20 protein-coding genes are annotated in these 21,887 nt (G+C 68.4%); 9 read left to right on the top strand and 11 right to left on the bottom strand.

The window, feature by feature from the left end:
• The first annotated feature begins 108 nt into the window (after positions 1-108).
• The 5 genes from PMI14_RS21605 (at position 109) to PMI14_RS21585 (ending at position 5,828) form a co-directional block, all read left to right on the top strand.
• The gene (locus PMI14_RS21605) at positions 109-1,632 is read left to right on the top strand and encodes a 3-hydroxyacyl-CoA dehydrogenase (RefSeq protein ID WP_007857512.1); all 1,524 of its coding nucleotides are present in this window, start codon (positions 109-111) and stop codon (positions 1,630-1,632) included.
• A 37-nt stretch (positions 1,633-1,669) separates the two neighbouring features.
• Entirely contained in the window at positions 1,670-2,449 is a 780-nt protein-coding gene (locus PMI14_RS21600; protein WP_007857511.1) for an oxepin-CoA hydrolase, alternative type, read from the top strand.
• Positions 2,450-2,603: 154 nt separating this feature from the next.
• Positions 2,604-3,323, top strand: coding sequence for a Crp/Fnr family transcriptional regulator (locus tag PMI14_RS21595; protein WP_007857510.1), 720 nt, complete (start codon positions 2,604-2,606; stop codon positions 3,321-3,323).
• Between the two features lie 114 nt (positions 3,324-3,437).
• Complete coding sequence (locus tag PMI14_RS21590) at positions 3,438-4,523, top strand: phosphotransferase (RefSeq protein WP_007857509.1); 1,086 nt, start codon at positions 3,438-3,440, stop codon at positions 4,521-4,523.
• Positions 4,524-4,553: 30 nt separating this feature from the next.
• Positions 4,554-5,828 (top strand): acyl-CoA dehydrogenase family protein, encoded by a 1,275-nt coding sequence (locus PMI14_RS21585; RefSeq protein WP_007857508.1) that lies wholly within the window; start codon positions 4,554-4,556, stop codon positions 5,826-5,828.
• A 55-nt stretch (positions 5,829-5,883) separates the two neighbouring features.
• Here PMI14_RS21585 and PMI14_RS21580 read toward each other — a convergent pair whose 3' ends face one another.
• The 3 genes from PMI14_RS21580 to PMI14_RS21570 form a co-directional block, all read right to left on the bottom strand.
• Positions 5,884-6,285, bottom strand: a complete 402-nt coding sequence (locus PMI14_RS21580) for an OsmC family protein (protein ID WP_007857507.1) — start codon at positions 6,283-6,285, stop codon at positions 5,884-5,886.
• Complete coding sequence (locus PMI14_RS21575; RefSeq protein WP_007857506.1) at positions 6,282-6,707, bottom strand: OsmC family protein; 426 nt, start codon at positions 6,705-6,707, stop codon at positions 6,282-6,284. The genes PMI14_RS21580 and PMI14_RS21575 overlap by 4 nt, the downstream gene beginning before the upstream one ends.
• Before the next feature lie 80 nt (positions 6,708-6,787).
• A complete protein-coding gene (locus PMI14_RS21570) occupies positions 6,788-7,504 on the bottom strand; it encodes a hypothetical protein (protein ID WP_007857505.1) in 717 nt (238 codons plus the stop codon).
• A gap of 80 nt (positions 7,505-7,584) precedes the next feature.
• On the opposite strand from PMI14_RS21570, the gene PMI14_RS21565 reads away from it, so the two are divergent.
• Positions 7,585-8,325: a hypothetical protein gene (locus tag PMI14_RS21565; RefSeq protein ID WP_007857504.1), complete on the top strand. Its 741-nt coding sequence runs from the start codon at positions 7,585-7,587 to the stop codon at positions 8,323-8,325.
• On the opposite strand, the gene PMI14_RS21560 is transcribed toward PMI14_RS21565, so the two are convergent.
• The 3 genes from PMI14_RS21560 to PMI14_RS21550 all read right to left on the bottom strand — a co-directional run bounded on the left by PMI14_RS21560 (position 8,314) and on the right by PMI14_RS21550 (position 13,034).
• On the bottom strand, positions 8,314-9,324 hold the full coding sequence (locus PMI14_RS21560) for an asparaginase (protein ID WP_007857503.1): 1,011 nt from the start codon (positions 9,322-9,324) through the stop codon (positions 8,314-8,316). The genes PMI14_RS21565 and PMI14_RS21560 overlap by 12 nt on opposite strands.
• Positions 9,325-9,341: 17 nt before the next feature.
• Positions 9,342-11,900 carry a penicillin acylase family protein gene (locus tag PMI14_RS21555; protein ID WP_007857502.1) on the bottom strand — a complete coding sequence of 853 codons (2,559 nt, stop codon included), beginning with the start codon at positions 11,898-11,900 and terminating at the stop codon, positions 9,342-9,344.
• Between the two features lie 204 nt (positions 11,901-12,104).
• Entirely contained in the window at positions 12,105-13,034 is a 930-nt protein-coding gene (locus PMI14_RS21550) for an adenylate/guanylate cyclase domain-containing protein (protein WP_007857501.1), read from the bottom strand.
• Positions 13,035-13,452: 418 nt separating this feature from the next.
• Between PMI14_RS21550 and PMI14_RS21545 the strand changes: the two genes are divergently transcribed.
• Entirely contained in the window at positions 13,453-13,803 is a 351-nt protein-coding gene (locus tag PMI14_RS21545) for a hypothetical protein (protein WP_007857500.1), read from the top strand.
• Between the two features lie 151 nt (positions 13,804-13,954).
• Here the strand turns inward: PMI14_RS21545 and PMI14_RS21540 are convergent, their stop codons facing one another.
• From PMI14_RS21540 to PMI14_RS21525, 4 genes are read right to left on the bottom strand one after another with little or no spacing between them, the layout of a single operon-like run.
• Complete coding sequence (locus tag PMI14_RS21540) at positions 13,955-15,088, bottom strand: LD-carboxypeptidase (RefSeq protein ID WP_007857499.1); 1,134 nt, start codon at positions 15,086-15,088, stop codon at positions 13,955-13,957.
• Positions 15,042-16,436 (bottom strand): tRNA adenosine(34) deaminase TadA, encoded by a 1,395-nt coding sequence (tadA, locus tag PMI14_RS21535; protein ID WP_007857498.1) that lies wholly within the window; start codon positions 16,434-16,436, stop codon positions 15,042-15,044. Before tadA ends, PMI14_RS21540 begins: the two co-directional genes overlap by 47 nt.
• A gap of 39 nt (positions 16,437-16,475) precedes the next feature.
• On the bottom strand, positions 16,476-16,730 hold the full coding sequence (locus tag PMI14_RS21530) for a hypothetical protein (RefSeq protein ID WP_007857497.1): 255 nt from the start codon (positions 16,728-16,730) through the stop codon (positions 16,476-16,478).
• A 59-nt stretch (positions 16,731-16,789) separates the two neighbouring features.
• Complete coding sequence (locus tag PMI14_RS21525; RefSeq protein ID WP_007857496.1) at positions 16,790-17,410, bottom strand: LysE family translocator; 621 nt, start codon at positions 17,408-17,410, stop codon at positions 16,790-16,792.
• A gap of 100 nt (positions 17,411-17,510) precedes the next feature.
• Between PMI14_RS21525 and PMI14_RS21520 the strand changes: the two genes are divergently transcribed.
• Positions 17,511-18,503, top strand: a complete 993-nt coding sequence (locus PMI14_RS21520) for a GlxA family transcriptional regulator (RefSeq protein WP_007857495.1) — start codon at positions 17,511-17,513, stop codon at positions 18,501-18,503.
• A gap of 10 nt (positions 18,504-18,513) precedes the next feature.
• Here PMI14_RS21520 and PMI14_RS21515 read toward each other — a convergent pair whose 3' ends face one another.
• On the bottom strand, positions 18,514-19,587 hold the full coding sequence (locus PMI14_RS21515; protein WP_052024458.1) for a branched-chain amino acid ABC transporter substrate-binding protein: 1,074 nt from the start codon (positions 19,585-19,587) through the stop codon (positions 18,514-18,516).
• 262 nt (positions 19,588-19,849) lie between these two features.
• On the opposite strand from PMI14_RS21515, the gene PMI14_RS21510 reads away from it, so the two are divergent.
• Entirely contained in the window at positions 19,850-21,856 is a 2,007-nt protein-coding gene (locus PMI14_RS21510; protein WP_007857493.1) for a U32 family peptidase, read from the top strand.
• The last annotated feature ends 31 nt before the right edge of the window (positions 21,857-21,887 follow it).

Here is a 21,887-nt window from a genome sequence, read left to right as displayed (position 1 = left end):
AAACCAGCTCCCAAAATGGTGTTACGGAGTTTCACAATAAATTCTGTTTTGAGCGCGTCCCATTCTTGCACATAAGTGCGCGGGCATGTCCACAGCCATAATGGCGCTATGAAAATTCAGTTTCTCAACGTCGGCATCGTGGGTTCGGGCGCCATGGGCCGCGGCATCGCGCAGATTGCCGCCCAGGCCGGCAGCCAGGTCTTCCTGCTCGACACCCAGGCCGGCGCAGCCCTTGCCGCCCAGAACAGTATCCACGACCAGTGGCAAAAACTCGTAGGAAAAAATCGCATTTCTGCAGAGCAGGCCGCCGCCTGGTCTGCGCAATTGCACATTGTTGACAATACGGCCGGGCTGGCGCATTGCGATCTGGTGGTCGAAGCCATCGTCGAGCGGCTGGACGTCAAGCGCAGCCTGTTTGCCGACCTCGAGAAGGTCGTGGGCGCCGAGACGGTGCTGGCCACCAACACCTCGTCCCTGTCGGTCACCTCCATCGGTGCCGGCATGCAGCGCCCCGGGCGCCTGGCGGGATTCCACTTCTTCAACCCCGTGCCGCTCATGAAGGTGGTGGAGGTGATTGCCGGGCTCAAGACCGAGCCGGCCGTCTGCACCGCCCTGTCCGACTACGCCAAACAGATGGGCCACACGCCCGTGCTGGCACAGGACACCCCTGGCTTCATCGTCAACCACGCCGGTCGCGGCTACGGCACCGAGGCCCTGCGCATCGTGGGCGAGGGCGTGGCCGACTTCGCCACCATCGACCGCATCCTGCGCGACCAGGTCGGCTTCAAGCTCGGCCCCTTCGAGCTCATGGACCTCACGGCGCTGGATGTCTCGCACCCGGTGATGGAGTCCATCTACCAGCAGTACTACGACGAGCCGCGCTACCGCCCCAGCGTGATCACGGCGCAGCGCCTGGCCGGCGGCGTGGTCGGCAAGAAGGTGGGCGAAGGCTTCTACCGCTACGAGAACGGCGCGGCCCAGGTGCCGGCCGAGCCCCCGGTGCCCGTGGTCGCCGAGATCCCGCCCGTCTGGGTGTCGCCGCGCGCTGCGCGGCGGGCCGAGCTGTACCAGTTGCTCAAGGACCTGGGCGCCACCATCGAGACCGGTACCTCCCCCTCGCCCCAGGCCATCACCCTGGTGGCACCCCTCGGTTTCGACGTGACCACGGTGGCCGTCGTGGAGCGGCTGGACCCGGCACGCACCATCGGCATCGACATGCTGGTGGAAGAAGCCGCCACCAAGCGCCGCGTGCTGGCCACCAACCCTGCCACGCGCGTGGACATCCGCAACGCCGCGCACGCCCTGTTCGCACGCGACGGCAAGCCGGTCAGCGTGATCCGCGACAGCGGCGGCTTCGTCACCCAGCGCGTGGTGGCCACCATCGTCAACATCGCCAGCGACATCTGCCAGCAGGGCATCTGCAGCCCGCGGGATCTGGAAACGGCTGTGACGCTGGGCCTGGGCTACCCCCTAGGCCCACTGGCCATGGGCGACCGCTGGGGCCCGACCAACATCCTGGAAGTGCTGTTCAACATGCAGACCGTGTACGGCGACACGCGCTACCGCCCCAGCCCCTGGCTGCGCCGGCGCGGTGCCATCGGCCTGAGCCTCAGCCACGTGGAAGAAGCCTGAGCCCCCGTCCAGAAAAGAAAAGCGCCCCGGAGACACGATGCCCGCAGAACTCAAGAGCACCAGCCAGGGCAAGACCCTGGTGCTGACCATCCACAACCCCGAGCGGCGCAACGCCATCGAGCCCGCCATCTACGCCGCCGGCGTGGAGGCCCTGAGCGTGGCCGAGAACAGCGACGACATCCGCAGCGTGGTCATCACCGGCTCGGACAACATGTTCTGCGCCGGTGGCAACCTGCAGCGCCTGCTGGCCAACCGCCAGGAGGCGCCCGAGGTGCAGGCACAAAGCATCGAGGGCCTGCACAACTGGATCGAGGCGGTGCGCACCTACCCCAAGCCCATCATCGCGGCGGTGGAAGGCGCGGCCGCCGGCGCCGGCTTCTCGCTGGCCCTGGCCTGCGACATGGTGGTGGCCGCGCGCAATGCGGTGTTCGTCATGGCCTACAGCAACGTGGCCCTGTCGCCCGATGGCGGCGCCAGCTGGAGCCTGGCCCAGGCCTTGCCACGCCAGGTCGCCACCGAGATCCTGATGTGCGGCGACCGCATCCCCGCCGAACGCCTGCATGCCCTGGGCGTGGTCAACCAGCTGGCCGACCCGGGCAGCGCGCTCGAGGTGGCCCTGGCCCTGGCCGAGCGCCTCAATGGCCGCGCACCGAATGCGCTGGCCAGCATCAAGGAACTCCTGAACGACGCGCCCGGCAACAACCTGACCCGGCACCTGGCCAGCGAGCGCGACCACTTCGTGAAGAACCTGCACCATGCCAATGGCGGTGCGGGCATCTCGGCCTTCCTCGAAAAGCGCACGCCGAACTACGAATAGCCCTTTGCCTGCAGCAGCTCATCACCACGGCCCTTTCACAGGGCCGTTTGTTTTGCTGCGCCTGCCTGCAAGACGCTCAGGTGACAACCCTGACGCAGCGTGCCGGTCCCTCACGCGACAATGGGCCTGTTTCTAGTCACGCAAAAGACAGGCCATGGACGACCCGATTCTTACCATCGAAGAACGTGAAGCGATCAACTCAGGTCGCTGGTTTTCATCCCTTTCACCTTCTCTACGCCACGACATCCTGCGATGTGCCTACGTCAAACGCTTCAAGGATGGCGGCCTCATAGCCGCCCGCGGGGACCCTCCCGAGGAGTGGATTGCCTGCGCGCGCGGGGCGGTGCGGGTGAGCTCCACCTCCATCTCGGGCAAGCAGATCACGCTGACCTATGTGGAGCCGGGCATCTGGTTCGGCGACGTGGCGATCTTCGACGGGGACCGGCGCACGCACGATGCCTATGCGCATGGCGACACCACCATCCTGTGCGTGGCCAAGGCCGACTTCAAGAAGATCCTGGCCGCCCACACCGAGCTCTACGAAGCCATGCTGCGCCTGCATGCACGGCGCATACGCCAGCTGTTCGGGCTGGTGGAAGACCTCAACACCCTGCCCCTGCGCTCGCGCCTGGCCAAGCAGCTGGTGCACCTGGTGCGCAGCTACGGCGTGCCCAGCCTGTCGGACGGCAGCGAGATGCGCATCGGCCTGCAACTGGCGCAGGAAGAACTGGCGCAGTTGCTGGGCGCTTCGCGCCAGCGCGTGAACCAGGAACTCAAGTCGATGGAACGCGAGGACGCCATCCGCATCGAGCCGGGCGGCCTCGTCATCCGCGACCGCGAAGCGCTGATGCGCATTGCGGACGCCGATACCTGAATTGGGCCGCAGCGGGGGCCCGCACGGCCCTCGCCCCGCACAAGAACACCACCACCTGCGCCCGCCGGTGGACAGAGACAAGCACGCGGCAACCCGCGTGGGGAACCCCAGTACATGAGCAATTTTGACCACTTCGTCGGCACCCGTGCGGTGTCCGAGCAGCACGCCTTCGACGTCGCCGCCCTCACCGCCTGGCTGACCACCCACATGCAGGGCTTCGAAGGCCCGATGACCGTGGAGATGTTCAAGGGCGGGCAGTCCAACCCCACCTACAAGCTCGTCACGCCCAAGGCCAGCTACGTGATGCGCGCCAAGCCCGGCCCGGTGGCCAAGCTGCTGCCCTCGGCCCACGCGGTGGAGCGCGAATTCGCGGTGATGAGTGGCCTGGCCGGCACCGACGTGCCCGTGCCGCGCATGCACGTGCTGTGCGAGGACGAGTCGGTGATCGGCCGCGCCTTCTACATCATGGAGTGCATGCAGGGCCGCGTGCTCTGGGACCAGTCCCTGCCCGGCATGACGCCCGCCGAGCGCGGCGACATCTACAACGACATGAACCGCGTGATCGCCGCGCTGCACACGGTGAAGTTCGCCGAGCGTGGCCTGGCCAGCTACGGCAAGCCCGGCAACTACTTCGAGCGCCAGATCGGCCGCTGGAGCAAGCAGTACGTGGCCTCCATCACCCAGCCCATTCCCGAGATGGACCAACTCATGGAATGGCTGCCGGCCCACATGCCGGCCAGCGCGCGCGACGAGAGCCAGGTTTCCATCGTGCATGGCGACTACCGCCTCGACAACCTGATGTTCCACCCCACCGAGCCGCGTGTCATCGCCGTGCTCGACTGGGAGCTGTCCACCCTGGGCCACCCGCTGGCCGACTTCAGCTACCACTGCATGAGCTGGCACATCCCCGCCGGCATGGGCCGCGGCATCGCCGGCCAGGACATCGCGGCGCTGGGCATTCCCGACGAGGACAGCTACATCCGCCTGTACTGCGAGCGCACCGGCATCACCACGCCCGAGGCGCTGCGTGCCGACTGGAACTTCTACATGGCCTACAACATGTTCCGCATCGCCGCCATCCTGCAAGGCATTGCCAAGCGCGTGGAGGCCGGCACGGCCTCCAGCGCCCAGGCCAAGGCCTCGGGCGATACCGCACGGCCCATGGCCCAACTGGCCTGGTCGTTCGCCCAGCGCAGCTGAGCCCCCACCGATTACCAACGGAGACCCCCCATGGACTTTGACTACTCCCCCAAGACCAAGGACCTGCAGGCCAAGCTGCTGCAGTTCATGGACGAGCACATCTACCCCAACGAAGCCTCGTACAAGAACGAACTGGCCGCCAACACGGCCGCGGGCAAGCGCTGGTCGGCCCTGTCCACCATCGAGAACCTCAAACCCAAGGCCCAGGCCGCCGGCCTGTGGAACCTGTTCCTGCCGGTGGACAGCGCCGCCGCATCGGGCTATGCAGGCGCCGGCCTGACCAACCAGGAATACGCCCCCCTGGCCGAAATCATGGGCCGCGTGCCATGGGCCAGCGAAGTGTTCAACTGCTCCGCGCCCGACACCGGCAACATGGAGACCATCGCCCGCTACGGCGACGATGCCAACAAGGCACGCTGGCTCAAGCCACTGCTCGAAGGCAAGATCCGCTCGGCCTTCGCGATGACCGAGCCCGACGTGGCCTCCAGCGATGCCACCAACATCGAGACGCGCATCGAGCGCGATGGCGACGAGTACGTGATCAATGGCCGCAAGTGGTGGATCTCGGGCGCAGCCGACCCGCGCTGCGCGGTGTTCATCACCATGGGCAAGAGCGACCCCGACGCCCCCCGCCATTCGCAGCAGAGCATGGTGCTGGTGCCCGCCGATGCCAAGGGCATCACCATCATCCGCCCGCTCAACGTGTTCGGCTACGACGATGCGCCCCACGGCCACGTGGAGATGACCTTCGAGAACGTGCGCGTGCCCGTCTCCAACATCCTGCTCGGCGAGGGCCGCGGCTTCGAGATCGCCCAGGGTCGCCTGGGCCCTGGCCGCATCCACCACTGCATGCGCCTGATCGGCCTGGCCGAACGCGCTCTGGAGCTGATGTGCAAGCGCGCCAGCTCGCGCGTGGCCTTCGGCAAGAGCGTAGCCCAGCAGACCGTGACGCAGGAACGCATCGCCGAAGCCCGCTGCAAGATCGACATGGCCCGCCTGCTGACGTTGAAGGCCGCCTGGCTGATGGACGTGGCCGGCAACAAGGTCGCCAAGACCGAGATCGCCATGATCAAGGTCGTCGCCCCGAGCATGGCCTGCCAGGTCATCGACTGGGCCATGCAGGTGCATGGCGGCGGCGGCATGTGCGACGACTTCCCGCTGGCCTACGCCTACGCCGGCGCGCGCACCCTGCGCTTTGCCGACGGCCCGGACGAAGTGCACCGCAACGCCATCGCCAAGTGGGAGCTGGGCAAGTACGGCGCCTACGGCCGCGACAGCGGCGTGCCGATCACGCGCGGCAGCTGAAGCAGCCCGCCCTCCCCCGCGCACCACGCGGGGGACAGCACTGGCCGCCCTGCGGTCAACGCCCCCGTTCGCTGGTGATCTCGGCCCCTTCGCGCAGGGCCTTGGTCACCGGCGTGTTCACGACCACTTCCAGCAGCCGCTCCCACTGGGCGTCGCTCAGTGCCTGGTCCGAATGCAGCACGCGGTGGACGTGCAGCCGGCCCTCCTCATCCCGGCTCAAGGCCAGCTCGGCCCGGAATTCGCCGAGGTTCCAGCCCTTGCGCTCGGCGTACATGCGCAGCGTGATGGCCGTGCAGGCCGACAGGGCCGCCAGGTAGTAGTCGAACGGAGCCGGGCCCTGCCCCTGGCCGCCGAGCGCCTTGGGTTCATCGGCGATCAGATCGAAATGCCCTGCGCGCACCTTGTGGACGTAGTTGGTGTCGCCCGACACCACCGAAGCCGATCCCATTTTCGTCATGGCAGTCCGCCCTCCGATGCCGCGAGTGCGGAGGCAATGCGCACCTCACCGGTCAGCAGCTTGTGCACCGGGCAGGCATTGGCCACCTGCAGCAGGCGCGCGCGCTGCTCCTCGCTCAGCGCGCCCGACAGGGTGATGGTGCGCGTGATGTCGGTGCCGCTGGCGGGTGCCCCTTCGGGGTTGAGCTGCAAGGCCACCTCCACGCCGACCAGGGGCCATTGCTTGCGCGCTGCGAACATCTGCAGGGTGATGACGGTGCAGGCCCCCAGGCTCGACAGCAGCAGGTGGAACGGCGACGGGCCGGCGTCGGCCCCGCCCAGGTCGACGGGCTCGTCGCCCAGCCAGGTGTGGCCGGCGTCATCGACCAGGGTCACGGCATAGGGTGTGGTCCCGCCGATGGCGCGGACAGAAGGTGTGCTCATTGTTCAAATGCTCTCAGGCCCGGCGCCCATGCGCCGGTGGCCTGAGATCATAAGAGCCTGTGGCGATTGATCTCAGCCGGTCACTCAACGAGCGGCGGTGCCGGCAGGTTCTGCGCCGCCGCCTGGGCGGCCGTCACCAGCACCGTGCGCGCGTGCGCAATCTCGGCCAGGGTGCGCCGGGTGTGCTCGGTGCGCAGGTAGACGTGGCCGCGCGCGAGCATCAGCACCATGGGGGTTTCCGAGCGCAGCGCGCCCTGCTCGCCCTCCACCGCATTGAGCAGTGCCGACACCAGGTGCGCATGGACCCAGTGCTCGGCATGCTCGATGCGCTCTGCCACCACCGCGAAATGGCGCCGGAACGAGCCCGGCAGCTCGGGCCAGGACACCTCGTCGAACATGGACAGCCAGCGCATCTCCTCGGGCATGCGCGCGTCCACGCTGGTCTGCAGGTTGTCGGTGATGGCGTTGTAGGCATGGCGCTCCAGCGCATCGCGCAGCGGGCGGTTGAGCACCAGCACGGCGGCGTCGGGGTCGGCCTTCACGTCGGCACGGCCGCGCAGTTCCAGGCCCAGGATGTAGTCGCGCGTGGACGCACCGCACTCCAGCCGCCAGGGGTGGCCCAGGATCTCGCCGCCCACGTCGAAATGGCCGGCCCCCGCCTGCGGCACGCTGGACAGCTGCTGGTCGGCAATCCAGCGCGCCAGCTGCGGGCCGGTCACCGGCTGGCTGGACGACAGGCCATCGGATGGATCATCGGACGGGGCACCGGCAAAGGCCTGGCGGATGCGATCAAACATGGTGTTCACAGGCCCGGGGGCCTTGCGGAAGTCGCGGGTAGCGCCATTATTGGCACAAACCGCTACGATTGGGGGGCACCATGACCTCTCTTGCCACGCCCGACCCTGTCCTTCGTGAAATTTTGGCGGTTTCGGCCGCGCAACCGGCCACCCCCGCAGGCCTGCTGCGCCGGCGCCGCCTGCTGGCCAGCGCCGGCATGCTCCTGGGCACGGCCGCCTGGGCGCCGTCGGCCCGGGCCGCGGCCCCGTGGGAGCGCGCTGGCGCCAGTCTGGACGCGCAGCGCCTGGTGCGCTGGGCGGCAGCCACTGGCAACCACGAGGGCATGCCGTTTGCCGTGATCGACAAGCCCGCGGCGACCATCCACGTGTTCGGCCCTGGCGGCGACCATGCCGGCAGCGCGCCAGTGCTGCTGGGTTCGGCCCTGGGCGACCACTCGGCGCCCGGCATCGGCCAGCGGCCACTGTCGGAGATACGCCCGCACGAGCGCACCACACCGGCCGGCCGCTTCGTGAGCGAGCCCGGCAGCAACCTGCAGGGCCACGACATCGTGTGGATCGACTACCCGTCGGCCGTCTCCCTGCACCGCGTGCGCGGCAACCCGGCCGAGCGCCGCGTGCAGCGCCTGGCCAGCCCCGTGCTGGCCGAGCGGCGCATAAGCCACGGCTGCGTGAACGCCCCCACGGACTTCTACAACCGCTGCATCGCCCCCTGGTTCGGCCGCGAGGCGGGTGTGGTCTATGTGCTGCCCGACGCAGAGCCGTTCGCCGCCTTCTTTCCGGCAGCGGACGCGGCCTACCCGCTGGCCCGCCTACCGTCCTGATCCAAGGCGGAACACGGGCCTGCGCCCTCCCACCTCACGCCCCCGGGCGTTGACGATGCGCGACGAGCGCCGGGGCGCCAGCGCCTCGCGCTGGGCTTCGCTGAGCCAGCCCAGTTGGTCCATCACCTCGACCGACGCCGCCACCTGGGCCAGCATGCTGCCGTCCATGACCTTGAGCGCAAAGGCCTCGCCCCGGCTGCGGCTGCCCACCACCTGCACGCCATCGGCCCCGGTCTTGGAGACCCAGTCGCCCGCACCCACGCGCATGAAGTCGAGGTCATGCCGGCCCGTGCCCGAGCCCAGCTCGGGCCGCGCCACCATGGCATCGGCCAGCGCCGTGAAGCTCTCGTCGAATTCGGTGTCCGGCGCGCCGCCGGCCAGTCGCGCATAGCCGCGCGCCAGGTTGGCCAGCGGCAGCGCGTAGTTGGGGGCCGAACAGCCGTCGGTGCCTGCCGCCAGATCGCCCGGCGCAAGGCCCACGGCCTGGGCCACGCGGCTGCGTACCGCCACCTGCAGCGGGTGGCTGGGGTCCAGGTGGTCGTCCAGCGGCAGGCCCTGCTGCACGCAATAGGCCACGAAGCCCGCATGCTTGCCGCTGCAGTTGTTGTGGCGCTCATCGGGCACGAAATCCGCCGGCAGCGACCCAAGCCCCAGCTCGGCGAACAGCGGCCGGTGGCAGCCGCAGCGCAGCGCGTGGTAGTCCTGGTCGACGCTGGCGAGCATGCGCTCGACCTGCGCCACGTGCATGGGCTCGCCGTTGTGGCTGGCGCACAGCAGCGCCAGGTCGGCCGGGCCCCAGCCCAGGGCCCGGGCGCCGCCCGACTGCATGAACGGCAGCGCCTGAAAGGCCTTGATGGTGGAGCGTGTGAACACCACCGCCTCTGGGTCGCCCACCCGGGCCAGCACCTGGCCCGCACGGTTGGCCACGGCCACGGCACCCCAGTGCTGGCACTCGACCAGTCCACCCCGGGTGACTTCGATCAACGGTACGAAACCCATGTGTATCCTTTGCGTGCTCAGGGCTGCAGCGTCAGGCTGTGCACGAAGCGCGCCGGCTCGCGCTGCAACAGGCGGTTGCCCGATCCCGCCCAGGCCGTGGCCATGTCGCGGTAGCGCGGCGAGAACACCAGGCCGCTCTGCCCCGTCTGGTAGATGAAGGTCGATTGCTCCAGGTCCGCCAGGTCGTAGATGGCGCGCAGCGATGCGGCGTGCCGGTTCGCGAAGGGGGTCTTGGCATCGCCCGGGTTGTACTGGCCCACGTTCACCGTGTACGAGTCGCCGTTGGAGGGCACGCTCACGTCGAACCAGCGCGCCAGCGCCGCCACGTTGCCGAACGGCCGGTGGCCGCTGACCGCAGGGTGCGCATCGCCCCAGCGCCAGGCGGCAGGATCGGCGCCGTACCCGGCCTGCAGCCGGTCGAGCGCACGGCCCAGGGCCGCGGCCGACTGCTCGGCGCAGGTGGAGGGCTGACACCACCAGGTGTCGTTGCGCGCGAGCATGCCTTCCAGGCCGGCACGGTAGTCGCGCTTGCCGTAGGTGGCCGCAAAGCGGGCCTCGCCGATGCGCGGCACGACCAGGCCGCGCACCAGCTCGTCGGTCCAGGCGGCCATGATCAGCGGCGCCGCGCGGCCGGCATCCATCACGCCGTCGAAGTCCTTGAGCAGGGCCTGCGCCTTCGCGGCCAGCGGGTGGCTGGACTGCGCCTGCTGCAGGTGGGGCAGCAGGTGCCGCGCAGCCAGCGACGCCGTGTCGAGCTGGATGGCCTGCAGGCTCGCGGCCGTGTGCTTGGGGCGGGCCTCGATCAGCTGGGCAATGCGCTCGTAGCGGTAGGGCAGCGCCCAGTCCTGCGTCAGGTAGTGCGGGTAGCCGGGCGGCGTCACGCGCTGGTTGGCCGTGGCGATCCAGCCCTTGGCGCCCTCGTCCTGCGGGGTCTGGTCTAGCGGCAGCCAGCCCTTCCAGTCGTAGCGCGCGTCCCAGCCGGGCGATGGGGCCACGCCGCGGATGTCGTTGTCGGGGGCGCGCACGGGCACGCGGCCCATGGCCTGGAAGCGGATGCGCCCGTTCACGTCGGCCGCCACCACGCTCTGCATGGGCGCCTGGTGGTGTTCAAAGGCGGCGAACAGGTCCTCCACCGTGGTGGCCTGGTTGACCATCAGCCCGGCCAGCACGGTCTGGTTGTCGGCGTCCAGCGCCGTCCAGCGCAGGGCCAGCACGTACTTCTTCAGGTCCAGCACATCGGCGTGCGATTTCTGCGCATCGCTGAGCACCGGGCCGTGGCGCGTGCTGCGCAGCGCGATCTCCACGTCGGGCTTGCCCTTGACGCGGATGGTCTCCTTGCGCACCGCGAAAGGCGCCCAGCCCTCGGGCGTGCGGTACTGCGTGGCGTCGGCCGGGTTGATCTGCTCCAGGTACAGGTCCTGCACGTCGGGGCTGGTGTTGGTGAAGCCCCAGGCCACGCTGGCCGTGCGGCCCAGCACCACGAAGGGCAGGCCCGGCAAGGTGGCGCCCAGGGCGTCGATGGCGGCGATTGGCGAGCCGTCCGATGCCTTGCCGGCCGGCGCCTGCAGGCGGGCGTAGTACCAGATGGCCGGCGCGCTCAGGGAGAGGTGGGGATCGTTGGCCAGCAGCGGCTTGCCGCTTTCGGTGCGCGAACCGGCCAGCACCCAGTTGTTGCTGCCCTTGCCGTCGTTGGTGCCGGCATTGCGGGTGAGCTCCTCGGCCCAGGCCAGCATGCCCGCGCTGACCTGGCGCGCCACCGGGCCGCCACCCTGCCCTGGCGCAGCCGCCGCCTCGGGCTTCCTGGCGGCCTGCAGCGCAGCGCCCCGGTCCAGGCCGGCACTGGGCGCAGCCCCTGCGGCAGCGTCGCCACGGTACACCCCGAGCTGCCGGTACAGCGCGGCCAGGTCGGCCGATGCCGCAGGCGGCTCGCCCGGATAGGGGGGCATCAGCTGCCACAGCCGCTCGGTATCGAGCGTGCGCGCCACAGACAAGCGCGCGAATTCATTGCCCCAGTTGCCGCCCAGGTCCAGCGCCATCATCAGCGCCCAACCCACGCTGTCCTCGGGCTCCCACACGGCGCCGGCCTCGCCGCCGGGCTTGGCGCCCAGCACCAGGAACTCGGGCGGCAGGGCCTGCGGGCGGTTTTGGTGGAAGGCATGGATGCCCTTGCTGTAGGCCTGCAGCGCCTCGCGTGCGTACAGGGGCAGGCCCGCGTATTGCTTGCGCGCGTTGCCCACGATGTCCAGCGAGCGCATGAGCTTGTCGGTCTCCAGCGTGGCTTCGCCAAACACCTCCGAAAGCTGGCCGTGCATCACGCGGCGGTTGAACTCCAGCTGCCAGGTGCGCTCCTGCGCATGCACGTAGCCCATGGCAAACCAGGCGTCCTGCGGGCTCCGCGCGCTGATGTGCGTCACGTCCGCGCCATCGCGCTGCACGCCCACGGGCCGGGCCAGGCCGGCGACCGTGATCTTTCCGTCCACCACGGCAAAGGTCCGCTGCACATAGATGGCGGCCCCCGCCCCCACCAGCAAGGCCCCGGCCACCAGGGCCACGGCCGTTTTCTTGATCCACGCCATATCGTTCTGTCCTGTTTTGTCTCGGTCTAGTCGCCGGGCATTGTGTCAGAACGTGTCAGCGCAGCACCAGTGCAGATCGGTCTCGTGCCGGTTTTCGACAACGCTGCGCGCCAGCGCAGCCCTCGACAACTGGCGCCCCACGCCAGTGCCCCCCGCGCTGGGGGCCTCCCCCTTTAGGAGAAAGGCGCGAAGCGACTCAGGGGGTCAACCCAAATGCACGCTGCCACCGACGACCTGGAAGTGCATCTTGGGCGCGGTGGGCTCGCTGAACGAGACGCCCAGCGCGATCTCCCCCGTGCCGTGAAGGATGCAGGCATCGCGCCGCAGGCGCACGGGCGAATCGCTGCCCTCGAAGCGCACCCAGGTGCCGAAGCTGCTCATGTCGGTCAGCACGAAGCCGCTGTTGCGCCAGTCGATGCGGGCATGCAGGCGCGAGACCCGCGGGTCGTTGATGCGCAGCTGCATCTCGGTGGCGCGGCCCACATGCACCGGAGCATCGGCCGAGCTGAACGACAGGTCCACCCCGTGCCAGGAAAACTGGATCTGCCCCAGGATGGAATCCACCGGCGAGAAATTGCTGATCAGCGCAGACTGCATGGTGAGCGAGTCGGGCTCCTCGTCCTGGCGCCACTCCACCTGGTAGAGCATCAGGGTTTCGGCCTTGCCGCGGATTTCCATCACCCCGAGCTTGCGGTACCAGACCGAGGCGGCCGCACCGGCCAGCAGCACGGCCGTCTCGGTGGCCCAGATCTCGGACGGGCCGGCCCGCTCGCACAGGCGGGAGGCCACGTTCACGGCGTCGCCGTAGCAATCGCCATCCACATCCACCACCTCGCCTGTGGCCACGCCCACGCGGATGTCCATGCGCAGGGGGTGGGGCCAGCGGTCCAGCCGGGCCAGGTGCTTGCGCTGCATCTCGGCCATGGCCGAAACAGCGCCGGCGGCATCGCCAAAGATGCCCAGCACGCCGTCGCCCAGCTTCTTGACGACGCGACCCGCATTGCCCTCGATGGTGTCGGCGATCCACTGGGTCAGCTGCGTCACCGCTTCGGTGGCGCGCTCGTTCCCCAGCGTCTCGTAAAGCGACGTACTCCCGGAAATGTCGGCAAAGACCACCGTCGATAGAACCGTCATGGACACGCAGGCACAGGTAACATCATGTGACCCAGTTTAGTTCAAGCGCCTGCAATGTGCATGGCGCCCGTGTCAGCGGGCGGGCCTGGTGGCCGCGTGGGGCCCGCCCACTCGGGATGCGCCCTGCCCGACCGTCCCTCGCAGGTACCAGGCGCGCCCGTTGTGCGCCCGTTCGCAAGGCCTGCAATGCCTTGCAGGCGGTTGTCGGTGGACGGTGCCAACCGCCCGACGCATCGGGCATGACTCCTGCTTAATCCTTTCATACTAGATGCAAATAAGCATCGAAAACTTGCAATTGTTTGCAAAAAGCTATGAAGGCCTGTTGGCTTTCTGCAAAAAACGGGAGCGGCCCCCTTGCATTTGCACAGTCGGCCACGTACCTTGAGCCTTGTACCCATTTATGGTGGAAAACCATTCCATGCGCTGGAACAAACCCTATGTACGCGGCAGCAGCCTGCACGGCCTCATTGGCCGTGACGCGCCTGCGTCGACCGCCTGGGTGCGCGACCAGCAACTGGAAGAGGTGCGCCGCGCCATGATCGGCAGCCTGTCGGGCTTTTCGGGCTGCGAGGTGGCCCGCATGAACATCCGCCTGCGCTATGCGGGCGACATCGAAGCGCTGTGGTACCTGCGCAGCGACCTGCAGAGCACCCTGGTTCCCTTGCAGGGCGAGCCGTCTGCCAAAAACGTCATCGCCCAGGTGACACTCCTGTTCCAGGGCCTGCTGCCACGCACCCTGGGAACCCCGGTACGCGCCTCGCTGTCCTGACTCAATTCATCCCCGCCCACAACGTTTGAGCCCGCGCCGGGCAAGGCCAGCACCCCCGTGCAAGGGCCGCCCCGCCGCACCGGGGGTGTCCCCCTCCCGCCTCGCGCAGCGAGACGAGAGAGGGGGAAGACGCGAAGCGTCTCAAGGGGTGTCAGCCAATATGCCCCCAATAGATGAGGGCATCGCGCTCTTCCACCGACAAGGAGACTGTGGCCCCCACGGGCAGCAGCACCTTGGTCTCCACATGCCCGAACGGCAGGTTGGTGAGCACCGGGGCCTTGATCTGTGTGCGCAGCCAGTCCACCACCGACTGCAGCTTGTAGCCCTTGTCGTGGGGCACCAGCTTGAACTGGTTGAACTGGCCCAGCACCACCGCCTTTTGCTGCGCCAGCACGCCGGCATGCAGCAACTGGGTCAGCAGGCGCTCGATGCGGTAGGGATGCTCGTTCACGTCTTCGAGGAACAGGATGCCGCCCTTCACGCTGGGCAGGTAGGGCGTGCCTACCAGCGATGCCAGCACCGCCAGGTTGCCACCCCAGAGCTGGGCGCTTTTCACGTAGATGTCCGGCACGGCCGGCTTGCCGGTGGTGGCATCGGGCTTTTCGCGGTGCATGCGCCAGCCCGTGCCTTCGCCATGGCCGGTCAGCAGGTCGTCGAAGCAGGCCTCCATGATGTCGTCGGGCTCGCCCGCCACGCCGAAGTCGGCACCCAGCGCGGGGCCGGCCCAGCTCACGGCGCCGGTCTGCGCCAGGAGCGCGTTCTGGAAGGCCGTGAAGTCGCTCAGGCCGACGAACTTCATGCCCTTGTCGATGGCCTTGGCCACTGCCTTGTAGCGGATGCCCGGCAGGATGCGCGAAAGCCCATAGCCCCCGCGCGAGATCAGCGCCACATGCGCGCCGCTGGCGGCCGCGCGGTGGATGGCGGCCAGGCGGGTGGCATCGTCACCGGCAAAGCGCGTGTGGCTGGCCAGGGCGTCCACATCCACCTCGACCTCGTGGCCCAGGGCCTTCAGGCGGGCAATGCCGCGCTTGAAAGCCGCCTTGTCGCGCACGGCGCTCGACGGCGAGTAGATGTAGATGTGCTTGGGACCATGGTCGTGGTCGCAATCGGCGTGGTCGTGATGGTGGTGGTGGTCGTGATCGTTGTGCAAAGCGTTCAGGCGCCGGTGGCGGGCCTGCTCCGAGGTAGTGTGCGGTGACCGCTGGCGTGCGCGCAGGAAGGCAGGCGCTGGCGTGCGGTCAGGGGCTGAAGTATTCCACAGCCCGTTCGGCAATGTCCCGACCATGTTCCTGCACAAAGTGCCCGGCCTGCGGCAGCACCACCGGTTCGGGGCACCCACGGATGTCTTTTTGCAGCGCCTGCATGGTCGCCAGGCCCAGCACCGGGTCCTGCGCGCCCACCACCATCAGGCTCTGGCCGTGCCACTGCTGGCGCCAGAAATCACGGGCCTGGCGCGAGAGGGCAGCCCCCGGGTCATCGGGCCCTGCCGGCACGCGCTCTGGAAATGCGCGCAGCGCGGCACGGTAGCCCTTGTCGGGGAAAGGCGCATCGTAGGCCGCGCATTCGGCGGCCGACAGCTGCGGGTTGCCGCGCGCCAGCAGCCGGCCCACGCCGTAGAGCGGCTTGTCGCGGCACATCGCGCACCAGTCCACAAAGCCCTGCGGCAGCGGCGCATCGCCCGTGGCCAGCAGCGTGTTCATCACCAGCAGGCCGCCAAAGCGCTCCGGGCAGTCCATGGGCAGCGTGAGCCCCAGAATGCCGCCCCAGTCCTGCACCACCAGCACGGTGCGCTGCAGGTCCAGGCGCTCCACCAACTCCAGCAGCACCTGGCGGTGCCATTCGAAGCGGTGCGCGGCCTCCTTCTTGGGCTTGTCGCTTTTGCCAAAGCCGATCAGGTCGGGCGCCACCACCCGGTCACCGGCCGCCAGCCACACGGGCAGCATGTGGCGGTACAGGTAGCTCCAGGCCGGGTTGCCATGCAGGCACAGCCAGGTGCGCGGTGCATCCTGCGGGCCTTCGTCCAGGTAGTGCAGGCGCAGGCCCGCCAGGCTGGGCAAGTCGCTCACATAGTGCGGTGCCCAGGGGTAGCCGGGCAGATCGGCAAACGCGGCATCGGGCGTGCGCAGGGCATCGTCGCGCAGCGGGTGGCGGGCCAGCGCGTCGGCACGCTGCTGGCTGCGCCGTGCGCCGAAGAAGCCGGTGAGCAGCGCGCTGCATTCGGCCGCCAGCACCCCGGCCTGCACCTGGGTCTGGTGGTTGATGGCGGTGTGGGCGAACAGGTCGAGCACCGAGCCCGCGGCGCCCGTCTTCGGCTCCGTGGCACCGAACACCACGCGCGCCAGGCGCGAATGCAGCATGGCACCGCTGCACATGGCGCAGGGCTCCAGCGTGACGTAGAGCGTGCAGCCGTCGAGCCGGTAGTTGCCCAGGCGCTGCGCGGCCGCGCGCAAGGCCACGATCTCGGCATGTGCCGTGGGGTCGTTGGCCTGCACCGGGGCGTTGCGGCCGGTGGCGATCACCTGCCCGTCCTTGACGACCACGGCGCCCACGGGCACCTCACCCGCCTCGGCCGCGGCGCGGGCCTCGGCCAGCGCCAGGCGCATGCCGTCTTCGTCGGTCAAAACAGTCGCCATGGGATCACCAGCCGCATCCAGGCCGCGGGCAGGCCCCGGTCACTTCTCCGCCTCGCCCATGGACTGCTGCGCCCGCTGCCTGGCAATCTCCTGCAGTTGCTGCTGCACCTGCTGGCTCTGCTCGCGCACATTGCCCGTGGGGTTGATGACCGGCGCCGACGCACCGGTGCCCGAGATGGGCACTTGCTGCAGCGCCGCAGCAGGCGCGCGCGTGGTCGACAGCTGCTTCTTGGCAATGATGCCCACAATGGCCAGCACCACGACCAGCCCCACCAACCCGAACAATCCACGCATGCCTGTGCTCCCGATACCGTGCAAGCTCGCACTGTAAACCGGGACGGAGGTTAAAAAGATCAATGCGTCATCGGCAGCGCCGCGCCCATCAACCCGAACAGCGCACCGCAGGAGCGGTTGAACTTGCGCCCAGTGCGCTGCAGCCAGGGGCGGATGCGGTGCGCCAGGCTCGCCAGACCAAACTCCACCAGGCATTCCACCGCCGCAAACGTGCCCGCCATGACCACGAACTGCAGCCACAGGTCACGCCCCGGCACGATGAACTGCGGCAAGAAGGCGCCATAGAACAGCAGCACCTTGGGGTTGGAGATGGCCGCCAGCAGCCCCTGGCGGAACAAGCGACCGCCGCTGACTGCCCGCTCGCCCTGGGCACTCGGCAGCGCCTCCAGCTGCATGGCCGGCGCGCGCCACAGCTGGATGCCCAGCCACACCAGGTAGGCGCCGCCCACCCACTTCATCACCGTGAGCGCATGGGCCGACGACTGCAGCAGCGCGCCAATGCCCAGCATCGACAGCCCGATCAAGGCCACAAAGCCCACCGCGCCCCCGCCAATGGTCCACAAGGTGCGCGCCCGCCCGTGCATCGCCCCATGGGCCAGCACCAGCAGGCTGTTGGGGCCCGGGGTCAGCGACAGGCCGATGACCGCGAGCAGGTAGACCAGCCAGATTTTCAGTTCCATTGCAGCACCATCGTTCGAAACATGGCCTGCAGTCTAGGGGCGCACGGCAGCATACACCGCATCGAAACTGGCTAACATCCATACCAAATTGGACACCCGCATGAGCACCGCCCTGCCCCGCCCCGACGTTCGCCTGTTGCTGCTGCCGCTGCCCGACTTCGCCCTGCTGCCCTTTGGCGCCTTTCTGGACAAGTTGCGCTTTTCGGCCGACGACGAGGACCACAGCCGCCAGCGCTACTGCGCATGGACCCTGCTGGGCATCGACGCCGCGCCCGTGGCCTCCAGCAGCGGCGTGCAGGTGAACATGGACACCACGGCCGACGCCGTGGACCTGGCGGCGTTCGACTACCTGGTGGTCTTTGGCAGCCGCACGGTGCAGGCCTCGCGCGGGTACGTGCAGGCCTATGGCCCGGTGCTGCGCAAGGCTGCGGCGCGCGGCCTGCCGCTGGTGGCCATCGACAACGCCAGCTTTCTGCTGGCCGAGGCGGGCCTGCTCAAGGGCCACCGCGTGGCCCTGCACTGGCGCCATGTGGCCGAGTTCCGCCACGCCTTTCCGCGCATCGCGGTGGCCAGCGAGCAGATCTATTGCTTCGACAGCGACCGCATCACCTGCGCGGGCGGCACGGCCGCCATCGACATGGCGGTGGAGCTGCTGTCGCGCCACTGCGGCCGGGTGCGGGCCTTCAAGGGCCTGGCCGACATGCTGGTGGACGCGCCCCGGCACCAGGGGCACCACCTGCAGTCCATGGAAGGCGGCGGGCCCGACCTCACCCGCCACCTTGCGCGCGCGGTGGCGCTGATGCGCAGCTCCCTGGCCGAGGGGCTGACCGTGGCCGACCTGGCCGAGCGCATCGGCATCGGCCGCCGGCAGCTCGACAGGCTGTTCACCGAGCAGATGGGCATGAGCGCCCACGACCACTGGACCAAGATGCGCATGGAGCAGGCGCACTGGCGCGTGACCAATTCGCACCACAGCCTGGCCGCCATTGCCGACGAAGTGGGCCTGGGCAATGCCAGCAGCCTGGCGCGGCTGTTCCGCCAACACTACGGCACCAGCCCGGGCGCATTGCGCGCCGGGCGGGCCAGCACCTGATCCCGAAGGATCAGTTCAGAGCTACGCGGCTGCCGTCCTTGTAGGTGTACAGCGTCACGGCAGGGGTCGTCAGCTCACCCTTGCTGGTGAAGGCGATGTTGGCCGTCACGCCCTTGTATTCGGTCTTGCCGATGAAGGGGATGTAGACCTTGGGGTCCACCGAGTTGGCGCGCTTCATCGAATCGACCAGCACCATGGCCGCATCGTAGGCGTAGGGGCTGTAGATCTGGAACTGGCCGGGGAACTTGGCGTCGTAGCGCTTCTTCCAGTCGGCACCGCCCTGCATCTTGGCCACCGATGCGCCGCCCGTGGCGCAGGTCACGTTCTTGAGGGCGGGCGTCTTGCCGGCCAGCTCGGGCAGCTTTTCGGTGCACAGCGCGTCGCCGCCGAAGAACTTCACATTGCCCAGGCCCAGCTGCTCCATCTGGCGCAGCATGGGGCCGGCCTGGGCATCGAGGCCGCCGTAGAAGATGGCGTCGGGCTTCTTGTTCTTGATGGCGGTCAGGATGGCCATGAAGTCCGTGGCCTTGTCGGTGGTGAACTCCTCGCCCACCACCGTGAGGCCCTTCTGCTGCGCCGTGGCCTTGAACACCGAGGCCACGCCCTGGCCGTAGGCCGTGCGGTCGTCGATGATGGCCACGGACTTGAGCTTCAGGTGGTCGGCCGAGAAGATGGCCAGCGCCGCGCCCAGCGCGCTGTCGTTGGCGATCAGGCGGTAGGTGGTCTTGTAGCCGGGCTTGGTCAGGTCGGGGTTGGTGGCGGCCGCCGTGATGTGCGGCACGCCGCACTTGTCGTACACCGCAGCGGCGGGGATGGAGGTGCCCGACTGCAGGTGGCCCACCACGCCGGCCACCTTCTGGTCGCACAGCTTTTGCGCCACGGCGGTGGCCTGGCGCGGGTCGCCCGCGTCGTCTTCGGCGGCGAGCTCGAACTTGATCTTCTTGCCGCCAATCACCAGGTTCTGCGCGTTCAAATCGTCCAGCGCCAGGCGCACGCCGTTCTCGGTGTCCTTGCCGATGTGGGCAATGCCGCCCGACAGCGGCCCCGCATGGGCGATCTTGACGACCTGCACGTCCTGCGCCATGGCGGCGGTGCAGGCAACGGTGGCGGCTGCAGCAGCAACCAGGGAGAAGTGAAAGCGCGAACGGGAAGCAAAGGACACGGGCAAGACTCCGGATGAACAAGAACAAGGGAGAACGCGCTGGCCAGGGGTTCCGGCCAGGCGCCGCCATCCTATCCCGTCTTCAGTACACCAGGCTTGCACAACAGAATTGCATACAGTATTAGTCCGACTAATTGAAACCAGAATTCCCCGGCAGCGTGCCAGGCTGGGATAATCGGGCCCCATGTCTCTCCTGCCCCACCAGCTCGAACTGCTCGCGCCTGCGCGCGACGCAGACATCGGCATCGAAGCCATCAACCACGGTGCCGACGCCGTCTACATCGGCGGCCCGGCCTTCGGCGCGCGCGTGGGCGCGGGCAACGACATCCGCGACCTGGAACGCCTGGTCCAGCATGCGCACCGCTTCAACAGCCGCATCTTCATCACGCTCAACACCATCCTGCGCGACGACGAGCTCGAAGACGCGCGCAAGATGGCCTGGCAGGTTTACGAGGCCGGGGCCGACGCGCTGATCATCCAGGACATGGCCCTGCTGGAGATCGACATGCCGCCCATCCAGCTGCATGCGAGCACGCAGACCGACATCCGCACGCCCGAGAAGGCGCGCTTTCTGCAAGACGCGGGCCTGTCGCAGATCGTGCTGGCGCGCGAACTCACGGTGCAGCAGATCGCGGCGGTGCACAAGGCCCTGGGCCCGGTGGACGCGCCCGGGCGCGCCAACATCGAGTTCTTCATCCACGGCGCGCTGTGCGTGGCCTACAGTGGCCAGTGCAACATCAGCCATGCGCAGACCGGGCGCAGCGCCAACCGCGGCGACTGCAGCCAGGCCTGCCGCCTGCCCTACCAGGTGACCGACGCGCAGGGCCGCTTCATCGCGCACGACAAGCACGTGCTCAGCATGAAGGACAACAACCAGAGCGACAACATGCGCGCCCTGATCGATGCCGGCGTGCGCAGCTTCAAGATCGAAGGCCGCTACAAGGACATGGGCTACGTGAAGAACATCACGGCCCACTACCGCACCATCATCGACGGCATCATGGAAGAGCGCGAGTCCTCGGGCCACCCGCTGTCGCGCTCGTCGAGCGGGCGCACCACCTTCACCTTCACGCCCGACCCGCTGCAGAACTTCAACCGCGAGTTCACCGACTACTTCGTCACCGGCCGCAAGCAGGACATCGGCGCCTTCGACACGCCCAAGAACCCCGGCCAGGCCATCGGCTGGGTGACCAAGGTGGGTGCCGATTTCGTGGAGCTGGAAGTGAGCAGCCCCGAGACCGTGCTGCACAACGGCGACGGCCTGTGCTACTACGACCTGCACAAGGAACTGGTGGGCATGGCCATCAACCGGGCTGAGCCCGTGTCGCCGCGCAGCACCACGCAGTGGCGCGTGTTCCCCAAAGACCCGATGGAGGGCTTCAAGGACCTGCGCAAGGGCACCGAGATCAACCGCAACCGCGACATGGACTGGGTGCGCACGCTGGACAAGAAGTCGAGCGACCGCCGCATCGGCCTGTGGGTCTACCTGTCGGAAACGCCCACCGGCTTTGCCCTTACGCTGACCGACGAAGACGGCTATGCCGGCGGCGCGCAACTGGACCACGCCCACCAGCCGGCCACCGACGCCGCCAAGGCCGAGGCCAGCCTGCGCGAGCACCTGGCCCGCTTCGGCGCCACCATCTTCGCGGTGAACGACGTGGGCCTGCAGCTCTCGCAGCCCTGGTTCATCCCCGCATCGGCCGTCAACGCCCTGCGCCGCGACGCCCTGGCCGACCTGGAGGCCAACCGCGCCAAGGGCTTCATGCGCCTGCAGCGCGCCACCCCGGTGGAGCCCCCGGCCCAGTACCCCGAAGACACGCTGAGCTTTCTGGGCAATGTGTTCAACCACAAGGCCCATGACTTCTACGTGCGCCACGGCGTGAAGGTGATCGATGCAACGTACGAGGCGCACGAGGAGGAAGGCGAAGTCAGCCTCATGATCACCAAGCACTGCGTGCGCTTCTCGATGAGCCTGTGCCCCAAGCAGGCCAAGGGCGTGACCGGCGTGCAGGGCACCATCAAGGCCGAGCCCCTGATGCTCATCAACGGCAAGGAAAAGCTGACCCTGCGCTTTGACTGCAAGCCCTGCGAGATGCACGTGGTGGGCAAGATCAAGCGCCAGGTGCTCAACAACCAGGCGCGCGAGACGCCGATGAACTTCTACCGCACGCGGCCCCAGCAGGGCAGCTGAGCGGGCGCGGGATTGGCAGGGGCGGGCCTGC

The sequence above is a fragment of the Acidovorax sp. CF316 genome (assembly GCF_000276605.1).
Lineage (GTDB): Bacteria > Pseudomonadota > Gammaproteobacteria > Burkholderiales > Burkholderiaceae_C > Acidovorax.
Note: the sequence above shows the minus strand (reverse complement) of the source record. Positions and strands in the feature narration are given on the sequence as shown.

What these genes read in the sequence shown, in the direction of transcription:
- PMI14_RS21580 (WP_007857507.1), bottom strand. Translation starts at nt 6,285, where the DNA reads ATGACGAAAATGGGATCGGCTTCGGTGGTGTCGGGCGACACCAACTAC.
- PMI14_RS21550 (WP_007857501.1), bottom strand. Translation starts at nt 13,034, where the DNA reads ATGACGGTTCTATCGACGGTGGTCTTTGCCGACATTTCCGGGAGTACG.
- PMI14_RS21565 (WP_007857504.1), top strand. Translation starts at nt 7,585, where the DNA reads ATGACCTCTCTTGCCACGCCCGACCCTGTCCTTCGTGAAATTTTGGCG.
- PMI14_RS21525 (WP_007857496.1), bottom strand. Translation starts at nt 17,410, where the DNA reads ATGGAACTGAAAATCTGGCTGGTCTACCTGCTCGCGGTCATCGGCCTG.
- PMI14_RS21570 (WP_007857505.1), bottom strand. Translation starts at nt 7,504, where the DNA reads ATGTTTGATCGCATCCGCCAGGCCTTTGCCGGTGCCCCGTCCGATGAT.
- PMI14_RS21530 (WP_007857497.1), bottom strand. Translation starts at nt 16,730, where the DNA reads ATGCGTGGATTGTTCGGGTTGGTGGGGCTGGTCGTGGTGCTGGCCATT.
- tadA (WP_007857498.1), bottom strand. Translation starts at nt 16,436, where the DNA reads ATGGCGACTGTTTTGACCGACGAAGACGGCATGCGCCTGGCGCTGGCC.
- PMI14_RS21555 (WP_007857502.1), bottom strand. Translation starts at nt 11,900, where the DNA reads ATGGCGTGGATCAAGAAAACGGCCGTGGCCCTGGTGGCCGGGGCCTTG.
- PMI14_RS21545 (WP_007857500.1), top strand. Translation starts at nt 13,453, where the DNA reads ATGCGCTGGAACAAACCCTATGTACGCGGCAGCAGCCTGCACGGCCTC.
- PMI14_RS21585 (WP_007857508.1), top strand. Translation starts at nt 4,554, where the DNA reads ATGGACTTTGACTACTCCCCCAAGACCAAGGACCTGCAGGCCAAGCTG.
- PMI14_RS21600 (WP_007857511.1), top strand. Translation starts at nt 1,670, where the DNA reads ATGCCCGCAGAACTCAAGAGCACCAGCCAGGGCAAGACCCTGGTGCTG.
- PMI14_RS21595 (WP_007857510.1), top strand. Translation starts at nt 2,604, where the DNA reads ATGGACGACCCGATTCTTACCATCGAAGAACGTGAAGCGATCAACTCA.
- PMI14_RS21510 (WP_007857493.1), top strand. Translation starts at nt 19,850, where the DNA reads ATGTCTCTCCTGCCCCACCAGCTCGAACTGCTCGCGCCTGCGCGCGAC.
- PMI14_RS21590 (WP_007857509.1), top strand. Translation starts at nt 3,438, where the DNA reads ATGAGCAATTTTGACCACTTCGTCGGCACCCGTGCGGTGTCCGAGCAG.
- PMI14_RS21575 (WP_007857506.1), bottom strand. Translation starts at nt 6,707, where the DNA reads ATGAGCACACCTTCTGTCCGCGCCATCGGCGGGACCACACCCTATGCC.
- PMI14_RS21515 (WP_052024458.1), bottom strand. Translation starts at nt 19,587, where the DNA reads ATGGCGCAGGACGTGCAGGTCGTCAAGATCGCCCATGCGGGGCCGCTG.
- PMI14_RS21605 (WP_007857512.1), top strand. Translation starts at nt 109, where the DNA reads ATGAAAATTCAGTTTCTCAACGTCGGCATCGTGGGTTCGGGCGCCATG.
- PMI14_RS21560 (WP_007857503.1), bottom strand. Translation starts at nt 9,324, where the DNA reads ATGGGTTTCGTACCGTTGATCGAAGTCACCCGGGGTGGACTGGTCGAG.
- PMI14_RS21540 (WP_007857499.1), bottom strand. Translation starts at nt 15,088, where the DNA reads ATGGTCGGGACATTGCCGAACGGGCTGTGGAATACTTCAGCCCCTGAC.
- PMI14_RS21520 (WP_007857495.1), top strand. Translation starts at nt 17,511, where the DNA reads ATGAGCACCGCCCTGCCCCGCCCCGACGTTCGCCTGTTGCTGCTGCCG.